Source organism: Kitasatospora sp. NPDC096077 (genome assembly GCF_040303245.1).
GTDB lineage: Bacteria > Actinomycetota > Actinomycetes > Streptomycetales > Streptomycetaceae > Kitasatospora.
In genome coordinates this window covers 1-12,925 of the sequence record NZ_JBEOSV010000096.1, presented here as the reverse complement: position 1 = coordinate 12,925, position 12,925 = coordinate 1, and the positions used below count along the sequence as shown (strand labels likewise).

14 protein-coding genes are annotated in these 12,925 nt (G+C 69.8%); 10 read left to right on the top strand and 4 right to left on the bottom strand.

Going from position 1 to position 12,925, the window contains the following annotated elements; translation table 11 throughout:
* Positions 1 to 696 precede the first annotated feature (696 nt).
* Together ABTZ03_RS41035 and ABTZ03_RS41030 are read right to left on the bottom strand one after the other, a co-directional pair.
* Positions 697 to 1,176, bottom strand: a complete 480-nt coding sequence (locus tag ABTZ03_RS41035) for an SMI1/KNR4 family protein (RefSeq protein ID WP_502894757.1) — start codon at positions 1,174 to 1,176, stop codon at positions 697 to 699.
* A 129-nt stretch (positions 1,177 to 1,305) separates the two neighbouring features.
* On the bottom strand, positions 1,306 to 1,542 hold the full coding sequence (locus ABTZ03_RS41030) for a hypothetical protein (protein WP_350518346.1): 237 nt from the start codon (positions 1,540 to 1,542) through the stop codon (positions 1,306 to 1,308).
* Between the two features lie 140 nt (positions 1,543 to 1,682).
* Between ABTZ03_RS41030 and ABTZ03_RS41025 the strand changes: the two genes are divergently transcribed.
* The 3 genes from ABTZ03_RS41025 to ABTZ03_RS41015 all read left to right on the top strand — a co-directional run bounded on the left by ABTZ03_RS41025 (position 1,683) and on the right by ABTZ03_RS41015 (position 3,099).
* Positions 1,683 to 2,441, top strand: a complete 759-nt coding sequence (locus tag ABTZ03_RS41025) for a hypothetical protein (protein WP_350518345.1) — start codon at positions 1,683 to 1,685, stop codon at positions 2,439 to 2,441.
* A 59-nt stretch (positions 2,442 to 2,500) separates the two neighbouring features.
* Complete coding sequence (locus ABTZ03_RS41020) at positions 2,501 to 2,662, top strand: hypothetical protein (protein ID WP_350518344.1); 162 nt, start codon at positions 2,501 to 2,503, stop codon at positions 2,660 to 2,662.
* Positions 2,663 to 2,961: 299 nt separating this feature from the next.
* Positions 2,962 to 3,099: a hypothetical protein gene (locus ABTZ03_RS41015; protein ID WP_350518343.1), complete on the top strand. Its 138-nt coding sequence runs from the start codon at positions 2,962 to 2,964 to the stop codon at positions 3,097 to 3,099.
* A gap of 97 nt (positions 3,100 to 3,196) precedes the next feature.
* On the opposite strand, the gene ABTZ03_RS41010 is transcribed toward ABTZ03_RS41015, so the two are convergent.
* Positions 3,197 to 3,703, bottom strand: a complete 507-nt coding sequence (locus tag ABTZ03_RS41010) for a hypothetical protein (RefSeq protein WP_350518342.1) — start codon at positions 3,701 to 3,703, stop codon at positions 3,197 to 3,199.
* Positions 3,704 to 4,079: 376 nt separating this feature from the next.
* Between ABTZ03_RS41010 and ABTZ03_RS41005 the strand changes: the two genes are divergently transcribed.
* The 7 genes from ABTZ03_RS41005 to ABTZ03_RS40975 all read left to right on the top strand — a co-directional run bounded on the left by ABTZ03_RS41005 (position 4,080) and on the right by ABTZ03_RS40975 (position 12,408).
* Positions 4,080 to 4,280: a hypothetical protein gene (locus tag ABTZ03_RS41005; protein WP_350518341.1), complete on the top strand. Its 201-nt coding sequence runs from the start codon at positions 4,080 to 4,082 to the stop codon at positions 4,278 to 4,280.
* 191 nt (positions 4,281 to 4,471) lie between these two features.
* Positions 4,472 to 7,579 carry a lantibiotic dehydratase gene (locus ABTZ03_RS41000; RefSeq protein ID WP_350518340.1) on the top strand — a complete coding sequence of 1,036 codons (3,108 nt, stop codon included), beginning with the start codon at positions 4,472 to 4,474 and terminating at the stop codon, positions 7,577 to 7,579.
* A 7-nt stretch (positions 7,580 to 7,586) separates the two neighbouring features.
* A complete protein-coding gene (locus tag ABTZ03_RS40995; protein ID WP_350518339.1) occupies positions 7,587 to 8,894 on the top strand; it encodes a lanthionine synthetase C family protein in 1,308 nt (435 codons plus the stop codon).
* Entirely contained in the window at positions 8,895 to 9,917 is a 1,023-nt protein-coding gene (locus ABTZ03_RS40990) for a thiopeptide-type bacteriocin biosynthesis protein (RefSeq protein ID WP_350518338.1), read from the top strand.
* Positions 9,907 to 10,644 (top strand): class I SAM-dependent methyltransferase, encoded by a 738-nt coding sequence (locus ABTZ03_RS40985; protein ID WP_350518337.1) that lies wholly within the window; start codon positions 9,907 to 9,909, stop codon positions 10,642 to 10,644. Before ABTZ03_RS40990 ends, ABTZ03_RS40985 begins: the two co-directional genes overlap by 11 nt.
* A gap of 269 nt (positions 10,645 to 10,913) precedes the next feature.
* Positions 10,914 to 11,975, top strand: a complete 1,062-nt coding sequence (locus ABTZ03_RS40980) for a S41 family peptidase (protein ID WP_350518336.1) — start codon at positions 10,914 to 10,916, stop codon at positions 11,973 to 11,975.
* A 295-nt stretch (positions 11,976 to 12,270) separates the two neighbouring features.
* A complete protein-coding gene (locus tag ABTZ03_RS40975; protein WP_502894754.1) occupies positions 12,271 to 12,408 on the top strand; it encodes a transposase in 138 nt (45 codons plus the stop codon).
* A gap of 141 nt (positions 12,409 to 12,549) precedes the next feature.
* Here ABTZ03_RS40975 and ABTZ03_RS40970 read toward each other — a convergent pair whose 3' ends face one another.
* A complete protein-coding gene (locus ABTZ03_RS40970) occupies positions 12,550 to 12,705 on the bottom strand; it encodes a hypothetical protein (RefSeq protein ID WP_350518335.1) in 156 nt (51 codons plus the stop codon).
* Positions 12,706 to 12,925 lie beyond the last annotated feature (220 nt).

The following is a 12,925-nucleotide window of genomic DNA, read 5'->3' as shown; positions in this document are numbered from 1 at the left end:
CGTTTCCCTCCCCCCGCGCCTGGGAGGGAAACGCCGAGTGACCGACCGGCACCAGCAGCCGGACCACCCGGCGGTCGCCGTGGTCACCGACCGCGCCGCCCGGCGCGCCGAGGAGCTCGGCGCCGTCGAGGCCCTGGAAGCGCTGCGCGCCGAGCTCGGACACCGGCCGCGGTTCGGCCGTCCGATCCGCACCGTCACCGAGGGCGGCCGGCGGGTCGAGTTGTACTCCGCCCGGATCGGGGGCGACCGGGCCGAGGCCGGCCCGCGTTCGACGGCGTGCACTCCCACGCCCCCGCCCCGCCCGGGCCGCCGACTGTACGGATCGCCGCCGTCGTCCCCGAAGACCCACCGCACCCCGCGCCATAGGACAAGGGGCCTGCGGGCCGCGCCTGCTGCGCTGCTGCCGGTGCCCGCCGGACCCGAGACGCACGATCCGGGCCGTCACCGGCGGGCACCGCGCCGCTGTCGGCCTGGGACAAAGCTGAGTCACCCATGTCCCAGCACCGTCCCAGCACGACCGGTACGCCCGATTCACCAGGACGGTCCCACCCTGAAACCCCAGGTCGCGACGCTCTGCGTCCGGACCTGGGACAAGGCTGGGACAGTCGACCGCAACCGGCCGCCGGTGTCCTCTGACAGGCGATCATGACCGATTGCCAGGTGAGTCTGACTGCCGACTGGACAGCCGAAGTCCGGTCAGCCGCAGAGTTCCGCGATGGTGTCGTCGAAGTCGGGGAACTCCTGAGTGGCCAACTCGATCACTGTGGCAGCCGATCGGTTTCGCCCTGGTGCGAACCTTTCTGCGACGGACCTCAGCTCCGGGTTGGGGCGCGTTGCGCGCTGGCGCTCGTGCAGGTCGGCTGCTTCGCAAGGTCCGAGGCCGTCGGCCAGCAGCCACAGGAAGTCGCCCAGATCGCGCGCGATGACTGCGGTCTCCCCCTCGGATCCGAGGAAGACGACCGGCTGCTCGGTGAGTGCCAGTGCGGGGCGGGTCAGCCAGAGCGCCGCGTAACCGCCGGTTCCGTCCTGGCCGAAGATGCGGAACCCGTCGCCGTCCAGGTCCTTGTTGCCGGTCCAGGCCCGGAACCAGCCGGTGGTCTCCTCGGCGGGCAGGAAAGCGGGGAAGGGCTCGAAGTCGGCACCGTCACCGCCGTCGTAGTCGAACGGAGCCGCCATCGCAGAGGCGAGTGCCGGAGGGAACTGTCGATCATCGGTGTACGTCACGCGCACAGGTTAGCGATCGGTCGAGGTCACCTGGCAATCGGTCAAGGTCGCCTGTCGAAGGACACCGGCAGCCAGCCTTCGTCAGGACTTCCGGAACCGGACCAGCGGCGGGTGCTCCACGGCGTCCGGGTCGGCCCGCGGGTCGTAGCCGGCGAGCCCGGCCGCCCGCACCCGCCCGGCGATCCGCAGCCACTCCCGGTCGTCCGCCTCGCAGGTGAGCACCGACCGGTCGACAATCGGGTCCTCCAGCGCCAGGCCCCGGACGCGCTGGAGCTGCTCCAGTGCCTTCCCCGCCGTCCGGTTGGCTGCGTAGGTCACGGCTGGCATCACTTGTCGCCGGGTTTCGGGACCACCCACTGATCTCCCGCTCGCGAAGTGTCGGCGGGAATCAACAGCAGTCCGGTGGGCATCGCATCCCGGAGTTCGGGGTGTCGGTGGATGGTGGCAGGCTTGCCTCCGTGCTGATCGACGGATATGACGGTGACCCGCTGGTAGCCGGTGAGGAACTCCTCTCCCACCCCGGGTTCTGGGCCACCTACCTGATGTGGATGTGCGAGACGGAGGAGGACGAGCCGAGCGCCGAGTGGTTCGGGGCGGACGAGGCCGACGCCGACGCCGCCTACGAGGCACTGACGGCCGACGGGAACTGGCCCGTGTTCCGCATTCCCTTCGGCGGCGGACACACCGCCGTCGTGATGAGCCGCAACCTCCCGGACGACAGCGGGACGGAGTACTTCGTCACCCACCCTGACTGGCAGCCCGGACGGCACGGTCACCTTGCCACCGTCGACGGCCACCAGGCGGGCCCTGGCCTCTCCTGGCCGGAACTGATCCACATCGCCGATACGGCGGACCGCACGGCCCCGGGCGTCCATGATCGCCACGCCCGGCTGCTGCTTCTGTTGCCGGCCCTCGGCGACGGGGATGCTCCGGCAGAGGCTGCGGGTGTGATCGCCGAGGCGCTGGTGCAGGTCGGTGCTCCGGCCGACGAGGCCCCGCGTGTGGCGGCGCTGTTCCTGGACAACTCTCTGTGGGAGGCCGCTCATTGGTCACGGCCGGGGGAGTCGCCGCTCAGCGGTGGCGAGCAGCAGCCCTTCGGCGGCATCCTCCGGTGTGACGGCCCCTACAGCCCTCGTTTCGGCATACAGCTCGCCCAGGGCATCACCTGGCAGCAGGCCGAACAGCTCGCCCTCGCCCTCGGAACCTGGCCCGTCTGACGTCAAGAACCGACACGCTGCCAAAAGCCGGCAATACGGCCTCTCCGGGCCACAAGGTGATGTTGCCCCTCGGCTACCTCTTCCTCGACACCCCCGACCACCACCGCATCGACACCGTCGGTCTCTACCTCTGCACCAACTCGTACGGCCGCCGCGCCCCGCGGCTGCGCCTGCGGGGATGGCTCCCGAGCCGCCTGCCGGACCTGGCCGTCGCCGCGTAAGTCCTCACTACAGGCCTCAATCGAGACTGGAGCTTCGACGCCCCGCTAGAGCCGGCCCCCAGCTCCAGCTCACCGCCGACTCGACCGCAGCGCCGTCCAACAGCTGTGCCGCTGACAGCCGGACGCCGAAGGGCGCCGACCCACCTTGGGGGCGGCGCCCTTCGGCATGCCGTGTGCTGGGGGCAGACCTGCTTGAGAGCGGCCTCGGTGGTGGCGGCCAGGACGAAGGCGTCGACGACGGCTTCGATGGGGAAGGAGTTCGCTCTGCCGCCGTGGTGCTCGGGGTGGCCCGTTCGGAGATGGACTCAACCGCCCGGGGCGCCGGCCGTTCCGGTGCCCAGCACGTGATGGACGTCAACGAGACCGTGCTCGCCTTCGTTCTCGGCGGTACCGCGCCCGGGGCCGTGGGCGGGGTGGGCGCGGTGTGTTCCTGGTGACGGAGACCGAGCTCCTGCTGCCGGGCGGCAGACGTAGGGTGCGCCTGGACGGAGTGTGGCAGGCCTCGGGGCTCGGTGTGTCGACGACCGTCGGCTGTCAGATCTGTTCGGTCAGCGGCTTGAGGTGGTTCACGGCGCTGGAGAAGTCGTCCTGCAGCTGGTCGTAGGCGTCGGCGTCACCGGCGGTCACCGCGTCGCAGAGCTTGGCGGCTTTCTGCAGGTCGCCGAGGGCCTGACTCCACTCCGCGGGTGAGCCGGCTTCCGGTTGCTGGCCGTTGACCGTCTTGGCCATTTCCGTGCAGGCCTTGCCCACCTTCGCGGTGTCCTCGTGGGCGCTCATGATGGTCGCGGCCATGGGGATGAAGGCGCTGGTCACGGCGCTGTACTGCGGGGAGTTCAGTGCCCAGGCCCGCGTGGGGTTGTCACTGGCGCTGGGGCTCGCGACGGGGCTCGCCGTGGTCGAAGCAGCGGAAGCGGAAGCGGAAGCGGTGGTGGAGGCGGTGGCTGGGGTGGCCACCGCCTTGCTGCCTGCGGGGGTGCTGCTTGCGCAGCCCGCCAGGGCGGCGGCGGTCACGAGCAGGCAGGTTGCGGCGGCGCGGCGCATGGGTTTCCTTCGATCCGTCGGTGCGATGACCCGAGACCGTACTCCGCCGCCGTGCCCGCCGATCAGCAGGGGGGTCAGCCGACCGCGCCCTCGGCGGCCGCGGGCGTGATCCCGGGCCGGCCGCAGCTCAGGTGCCGGTGCGGGTTCCGGGCGTGTTCAGACTGAGGGCCCTGAATATTGCGCTCCCGCGGTCGCCGACACGCCGTCACCGAAGCAGGTGGGACTTTAGGCCCTGTGGAACGTACACGGACCATTGGAGGATCGGGCCAACCAATTGCACGTCGCCGCTTCGGAGACAGCCCTGAGGGTGTCCCGGTTGATGGCCTTTCCCGGTCTTCCGCCTCCCGATTCCGGTGACTCACAGAAGCGAAGGCTCATGTCTACTGCTCTCCTCGTCGACGAGTCGGTGCTGGACCTCGACCTCGTGGACCTCGACCTCGACATCCACACCGCGATCACCGGGGGTGTGGATGCCCCGCTGCGACCCGAGATGTTCACCTTCATCACTTGCGACACCGGTGGAAGCACCGGGACTTCGTGCGGCTTCACGAACGGCTGCAACCCGATGTGCTGCTGACCAAAATCGCACGGCTGCTCTCTGTCACTGTGCTTCGGCGTGTAGCTGTTGTCGAGTACCGGGCGTGACGGATTTGTCGTCGAGCTGCCGTGCTGCACCGATGAGGTCTTCGGACGGCAGCACGGCGGCTCTGTTGAGGGGATCTGGGTCTCGATATGTCTCCGCTGTTCGTCGCGACGGAGCCGACACTCTTGCGAACTGCTGCACTACAGAACGACGTGTTCGACCAGTCGATCGACTCCATCGGCCCGCACGGAGAGCTGACGGACGAGGTGCTGGCGAGTTACATCGCGGCGCTGTCCAGCAATGCCACGCTGCGCGAGGCTATCGCCGTTTCCAGCGGGGCCCTGTCCGCAGAGTTGGACAAGATCGTGGCAGGGGTATCGACCAGCCGTAAGAAGTTGCTGCGGACAGCGGTCTCCGTCACCCGCTACGCCCGACGGATCACTGGGAGGCCGACCCCGTTCGGCCTCCTCGCCGGCGTGTCCGCGGTGGCGAAGCCCGGCAACGGGGAACTGGCCCCGCAGGCCGCCGCACCGGTCAAGTCAGTCCGACCCGACGCGGCCTGGTTCGATGGCCTGGTGGCGCAGTGGCTCGGGAATCCCGGTCTCCGCAGGTCGCTGCATGTCGTGATGAACAACCTCTGCTTCGTTCGCGGCGACCGGCTTGTACTGCCGCACGTCCGGGTGCGCGACAACAGCACACCGGACATCACCACGCAGCAGGCGACACAGGAACTCTCCATGCGGTACACGGCGCTTCTGCAGTGGGTCCGCTCTGCAGCGATGCGTCCCGTGCTGTACACCGATCTCCTCGCCGCCGCCACGAAGGCGTCCCCGGGCATCGCGGAGAGCCGCCTGGACTCGTTCCTCGGCAGCCTGATCGCTCACGAGGTGCTGCTCACACAGCTGTCCTTGACCTCTCTGGACAGCGCCGGCTTGGAAGAGTTGGAGCAAACCCTGCCCGCGCGGTCGCGGGAGCGCGCCCAACTGGGATCGGTGCGCTCGGCGTTGGCCGTCTACACCCGCACAGCGCCGGGCGAAGGCCGCAACCGGTGGGACCGGTTGGCCGGAACGCTGGCCGAGGTGCATCCCGCCGGATCGACCGGTCCTCAGGTGGACCTGGGCATGGACCTCGGCGCCTCGGTGCCCGAGTCCGTTCGTAGGGAGGCCGAGCGGTACGCGACGGCGATGTGGTCGATCTCAGCCAGGACCGACGCCTTCTCCCACATGCGCGGCTACCGTCGTGCGTTCCTGGACACCTACGGTCAGCACGGAGCGGTGCGGCTGGAGGAACTCGTCGACCCGCACCGCGGGTTGGGCTACCCCGCCACCTACCTTCACCCGAGGACCAGCACCGACTTCCCCTCCGGCAAGCGCAGGAGGGTGCCGGTCACGGAGGATACCCGAGAGCGGGCCTTGGCGGATGTCCTGCACCGAGGTCTGGTCTCCGGACAGCGGGAGGTCGTCCTCACCGAGGAGGACATCGCCCGGTTGAGCACCGACGCCCAGAGCCTGCCGCCGTCCTCACTGGAAGTGTGTTTCCAGCTCCTCGCGAAGAGCCGGAACGCTTTGGAGGCCGGGGAGTTCACGCTGCTGTCCACCCCCACAGCGGGAACCCTCACGGCGGGGGCGATGGCCGGACGATTCGCCGAGCTGACCGGGACTTCGGCGAGCCTCGGCAGGCTGTTGGACGAAGCGGACGGTGCCCTGGCCGCCCAGGTGGCCTTCATTCCCGTGCTGCCACGGGCCCTGAACGTCATGCAGGTACCGGATCTCCTGCCGCACTCCATCCCCATCGGCACCTTCGGCGATCCGTCCGGGGAAGGCCGGATCAACTGGCGGGACCTCATCGTCGCGGCGGACGGGGACCGGCTACGGCTGTACTGGGAGAAGACCGACCAGGAGGTGCGCCCGGTGGTTCCGCACGTGCTCTCGCTCAGTACCGCTGCCCCCAACCTCGCCCGGTTCCTCGGCGAACTGCCGTACTGCGGGGAGGACAAGACCTGGCAGCCCTGGAACTGGGGGCCGTTCGAGCACCTGCCCTGGCTGCCCCGGGTCAGGCTCGGCCGGGTCGTGATCTCCCCCCTGACCTGGCGGCCGAGCGAGGAGATGCTCACCCGGGCTCGAAGCAACAAGGGCTGGCAGCAGGCCGTGGACACCTGGCGCCACGACCTGCGGGTCGACAGCCGCGTCAACGTCGGCCGCCGGGACCAGATCTGCGAGATCGACCTGTCCGGGACGCTCCAGCGCGAGATGCTCCGCCGCGAGGTCGCCCAGGGCCGAGTGGCCGTCACGGAGAGCCCCCGCCGCGTGCCCGGGGCGTACGGATGGCTCGACGGGCACAGCAACGAGATCGTCGTCCCGCTCCGCAGTGCGCCGAAGGCCGCCCCCGGCCTGGACCGGCAGCGTGTCGCCAACACGGCGGCGAGAACGGCCCACCGGCCCGGCAGCACTTGGGCCTTCGTCGAACTCCACGCCGTACCGGAAGTCCACGAAGAGCTGATCACCAGCCACGTACCGGCCCTGCTCGACCGAACCGCGGGCCTGGTCGACCGGTGGTTCTTCATGCGGTACCGGCAGTCGGGGGACCATGTCCGGCTCCGATTGAAGGGCACCCACAAAGAGGCCATGACCACGGTGTGGCCGGAGATCCTCCGCACCTGCGACGCCTTGAAGGAGTCCGGCCTGCTGCAGGAGGTCAGGATCTCCTCTTACGAACCGGAGGTCTCCCGCTACGGCGGGCGCGAGGGAGTACGCCGCGCGGAGGACTGGTTCCACGCGGACAGCCGACTGACGACCGAACTGCTGACCGCACTCGGCAAGCGAGGCACGACCGCCCTCAAGTCCGAGGTGCTGCTGGCCGGTTACATCCACCTGCTGGATTCCCTGGGCAGCTGGGACTGGCACACCTGGATCGACTGCCTGGTACCGAAAGGGCTGGGCCGTGAGCTGTCACAGAACGAGGTCTGCTCCGCTGCCCGACTGCTGCGCCCCGGGCAGGCCGCCGCGCTGCTGGCCGGGGTGCTGGCCGCCCCCGCGCAGCCGTGGCTCGACCGGATCACCGTCACGGCGGGCGGTTTCGGAGAACTCGTGCTGCCCGGCATCGGCCGGGAGGAGGGACGTGGCTGGCAGGACACGGCGGTCTCCAGTCTCCTGCATATGCACCACAACCGACTGCACGGCATCGACCCGGTCGGCGAGACCGCCGGCCTGGTCCTGCTGGCACACGCCGTCCGCGCCCATCAGGGCCAGGTCAGACACACCTCGGGCAGCAGACCCGGGCCGACAGGGAGGTAATGCGGACATGACCACGATGGCGGCACCTCCCTTGCTCCGGGACCGCGCGCTGGCCCTGGCCGATCACCTGGCCGAACAGCTCCAGGACCCCGCGCAGCTCCCGCACGCCGACACCGGAACGGACACCGTCGAGCGCTGGAAGACCACTTCGCTGGCCAGTGGGTACGCGGGGATCTCCGTACTCTTCAGCGACAGGTCCGGCGATCACCCGGGCGACCGGCTGACCGCCCACCGGTATCTGGAACTGGCCGCGATGGGCCTCAAGGGCCAGCCCCGGCCGCACTACGGGCTGCACTACGAGATTGCCGGGCTGGGGTTCGCCCTCCACCTGGCCCAGCAGGCCGGTGGAGGCTACGACAAGGCCCTCGACGGACTCGACAGGCGCGTCACCGACGGCGTCCGAGGGTTGTGCCACCGGGTGGCATCCGACCGGCTCGGCCCGATGGCCCGCTTCGACGTCCTGGACGGCCTCACCGGCCTGGGCCGCTACCTGCTGCTGCGCGGACTCGGAGGGGGCACGGCCATGGAACTGCTCCTCACCACCCTGGCCGAGATGACCGGCTCCGCCGATCACCACGGACAACGGGTCCCGCGCTACTGGTCGACCACCCCGCCGAACTGGTGCCAGGACGCAGACAGCACCCTGCAGGAGTACGGCCACCTCAACCTCGGGCTGGCCCACGGCATCGCGGGACCGCTCTCCCTGCTCTCCCTGGCCCACCGTCAGAACGTCGCAGTGGACGGCCAGGAGTCAGCCATCCGGCGGCTCGTCGCGCTGCTCGAACGCTTCCAGGAACGCGACGAGTACGGCCCGTACTGGCCTCCGACCGTCTCGCTCGGGGCCTTCGCCGCTACGGAGCCCGGCCGGAGCCGGGGCCGCGTCTCCTGGTGCTACGGAGCCCCTGGCGTCTCCCGGGCCCTGCAACTCGCCGGACAGGCCCTGGGCGAACAGGGCTGGCTCGACACCGCCGACACCTCGGTCGCCACCATCACCCGCCTCCCGGCGGAAGCCTTCGGCGCCGACCACTGGTCCCTGTGCCACGGCTGGGCCGGCATCATGCACCTGCTCCGCTACTTCACGGAGCCACCCACCACCGACCCAGTCCGCGAGCTCGTCGACACCATCGCCGGACGACTCCTCGACACGTTCGAGTCCACCGGCATCCCACCCTTGGAGATCGGCCACGACGGCCTGCGTCCCGGTCACCAGCCGGCCGGCTTCCTCGAAGGCGCGGCCGGTCTCGCCCTCGCACTACGCTCCTACGCCGAACCCGAACGGACACTGCCGTGGGACATCGCCCTGGTGGTGAGGTGAATGCCCCAGCTCTCCGGCCCGTCCGGCAGACACCTGTCGGCCGGCGAGACCGTGACGGTGGGCCGGCACCAGCTGCGGCTTCCCGACTTCCTGCGTGAGGTGGCCGACCACCTGGAAGGCACCAGGAAGGCCCCGGACACCGGGCTCCCGCCGGTAGCCGATCGCTTCCTGGGGGGCGGTCTGACCGCCCTGCGAACCGCCGGCGCACACACCTGGCTGGAGTACCGGCTCCTCACACCCCCACACTCCCGGACGCAGCCCGCCCTCTACTCAGCTCTCCGCCGGACTGCGTGCGAGCTGCTTGACGAAGGCCAGGCTGACGACTTCTACTTCGTCCACAAGAGCCCCGGCCTGCGCGTGCGCTTCCACACCTCCACCGCCCGTCGTGAACCAGCCGAGAGTCACCTGCTCCGGACCTGGAACGACTGGCAGCGGGACGGGCTCATCAGCGGCATCGGCCATGCCGTCTACGAGCCGGAACAGCACCTGTTCGGCGGCCCCGACTCCATGCTCAGTGTGCACCGCGTCTTCACCGCGGACTCCTTGGCCTGGCTCAGCCACCTGTCGTCCGAGAAACCCACTGCCCCGGCGTGGGCCCTGTCCATGTCGATGATCCGGATTCTGTTCACTGGCCTGCGCATCGCCGACTTCGAGGACCGGGACGTCTGGGACCGAACGCGCAGGCAGGTCGGCCGGAGATTCGAAGGAGCCCCTCCGGAGCACTGGCCCGCCACCTCGGCCAGACTCAACCGGATCTGGCACTCGCCTCAGCACCTCGGTGCCGTGCTCGGCCCGGCTCACGAGCCGGTGCTCGCCCAGTACCGGGAGAGCATCGAGCGCACGTGCGACCGCTGGCGGGACACGTACTTCACCGTCCCGGGCGCACAGGTCGGACCACGGGAAGCTGCCGCGTTCCTGATCGTCTTCCACTGGAATCGCGCGCGGCTGCCGAAGGACTGGCAGATCGGTATCAGCGAAGCACTCGCTCACGGCACATCCGAGGAGCCGGACCATGACCAGTGACCTGTCGACAACACCGAAGCCGGGTGACGCCTTCGGCGCCATGCTCCGCGACTGCTGGGAGAGCGGCGGCGTCCGCGAGACCCTGGAGCGCGACGACGGGCAGGTCTACACCTCTGCGGCGGCCCAGTACTTCGCCGCCGCCGATGCATGGCCGGACGTCGACCGGGAACTCCTGCGCCGGGTCCACGGCAAGGTCCTCGACATCGGTTGCGGAGCCGGACGCACTCTGGCCGAACTCCAGGCGCACGGCCACCGGGTCCTGGGCATCGACCCGTCCCCGGGCGCGGTGAGTCTGTGCTTGGAACGTGGCCTGCCCGCGATCCAGGCCACTGCTGCCGATCTCACCCCGGTGACAGGCCTGTTCGACTCCGTCGTGATGACCGGAAACGGCCTCGGCTTTCTGGAGAGCTCGGAGCAGGCCCCCCGAGTCCTCGCCGAACTCGCCCGGGTCACCGGGCCCGGAGCGTCCCTGCTGGGCACGACGTTCGACCCGGCCCGGCTGACCGCCCCGGCCGAAGTGCGGTACCGCGAGCACAACACGGCGCAGGGCCGGCTTCCCGGTCAGTGGCGCATCCGGGTCCGCCACCACGACCTGGCGACCGACTGGTTCACCTACGCCTTCCTCTCTCCCGGCGACCTGGAACGCCTCACCACGGGAACGCCCTGGCGCGTCGAGGAGATCCGCGCCGGGGATTTCCACTACCTGGCCCATCTCGTCCGCCGCTGAACAACCGCCCGAGCGCCTACGGAGGCCCGCCGTGACCTACCTGCTGATCCTTCCGGGAGCCCTGATCGCTGTGGGTGTCCTGTGCGGAGGCGTCCTGTGGCGCCGGGAACGGGCACGGTCCCCACACGCCGAAGGCGCCCTCCTGGAACACGAACGGACCACCACGGTCGGCGGCGAGCAGGTCCGGTACCAGTCCCTCTCCGGATACCTTCCTCCGAAGGACCCGCTGTCCGCCCCACCCCATCCGGGCCCGTAGCGGAGCCGACGCCATGTCAGTCGCCACCGGCCGAACCCGCCTCCGTACCGCGCCGTACCGCTGGGCCCTCCTCGCCGCACTGCTCGCCCTGGCCCTGGTCTGTACGGTCACACTCACGCGGAACGACGGAGCATCGGAGCCCCAGATGTCGGACCGGGCGAAGACCTACCTGGACCAGGCTCTGGACCTCATGGAGACCAAGTCCCTCCTGCGCAAGCAGACCGACTGGAAGCAACTGCGTGCCAGCGCCCACCAGGCGGCCTCCGGTGCGATGACCACCGCCGACACCTATCCCGCCATCACCGACGCAGTCCGTGCTCTCGGTGACCTGCACAGCTACTTCTGGACCCCGGAACAGGCCAGGACCGGCACCGAGACCACCATCGAGCAGTTCCCGGAGCTGACCAGCCGCCGCCTCCCGAACGGGGCCGGTTACCTGACCCTGCCTCCCGTCTCCGGGTCGGAACAGAGCGCGGCCGCCTACGTGCGCCAGGGCCGCGAAGCCGTCCGCAACACTGAGCAGGGCAAGGGCGCCTGTGGCTGGGTCATCGACCTGCGGCGCAACACCGGCGGCAACATGTGGCCCATGCTCACGGTTGTCGCGCCCATCCTCGGGGACGGTGAAGTCGGCTCCTTCATCGACGCCGACGGCACGAAGACCCCCTGGACCATCACCGACGCGACCCCCAGCCTTGGCGGCCAACCGTTCCCTTGGGGCCCGGGCAGTTCCCTGCGCACTGCCGCCCCACCGGTCGCCGTACTCACCGACGGCAGGACCGCCAGCGCTGCCGAAGCCGTCCTCGTCGCCTTCAAGGGCCGACCGGACACCCGTACCTTCGGCACCAGCACCAGAGGAGTCCCCACCGCGAACGAGGCCTACCCGCTCCCGGACGGAGCGATCCTTGGCCTCACCGGAGCCCGCGACGCTGACCGCACCGGAGAGAGCTACGACCAACCCATCCGCCCCGACCAGGAGGTTGCCACCTCCCCGCCCGACTATGGCACCGACCAGGACCGCACCCTGCAGACGGCCGCGCAGTGGCTCTCGGCTCAATGCGGAGCGACCGTCGGGTAGTTGTGCTGAGTGGCCGTTGCTCTGTCGATCTCGGTGGGCGTGAGTTCGAGGCTGTCGACTCGGGTGGGTGATCTTCTGGTGGGGCAGGCATGGAAGTGGGGCCTCCCGTACAGCTCGTGGGTGTCGAATCCAACCGGGCAACAGGAGGCCCCTGGTTTCTGCAGTCTTCCGTGTCCGCCTCGCTGTCGTCCAACTCCTCTGCTCCGTCGTGTGAATGCCTCACTCATCGGTTCGGGAACGCCGGGGACCGCCCGCACAGGCGTCCGAGGTACCCCTCCGACATGAGCGATGCATCGTGGACACCCTCGGGCTGCTGCTGATCGTGATGGTCACCGCCGCATCCGTCACCGATCGCGAGGCCGGCCGCGACCTGCTGGAACGGCTGCGCGAACGGTACTGGCGCATCACGCTGGTGTGGGCCGACGGCGGCTAAACCGGACGCCTGGTCGACATCGCCCGCGCAGCGAATCGAGAGCGAGACCTTCCCTCCACGCCGGCACGACCGATCCGGGCACCGCTGCGGTGACGCGCGCCAGCCGTTCACCCGTCACCACGGCCGACGACCTCTCCTCGCCTACGCGGGGCCCTGCCAGGACTTCGGCCACGTCTCCCGGGCGATCACGAACCGCTCCCACGCGGCCTCCACATCCCGCAGCTCGGCCTGCAACGTCTCCACCCGCTGCCGAGCGACACGCTCGCGCTCCTCCGGCAACCCCATCATCGACGGCATCCAGCACCTCCACCGAAGAGACGACACAACACCCCGTCTCTGCCCGCCGAGGCGTCGACCCTATGCCTGGTCAGCGAAAACGCACCCAGCACTCTCGGAAGGAGAACGGCCTCCAAACACAGGCGCTTAGGGCGTCCGCCAGTAGGTCATCGGATGCGGGGTGTGCGAGGCCGGGTGTTCCAGCGGTAGAGGGACCAGGCGCGGCGGATCAGGCAGCGGA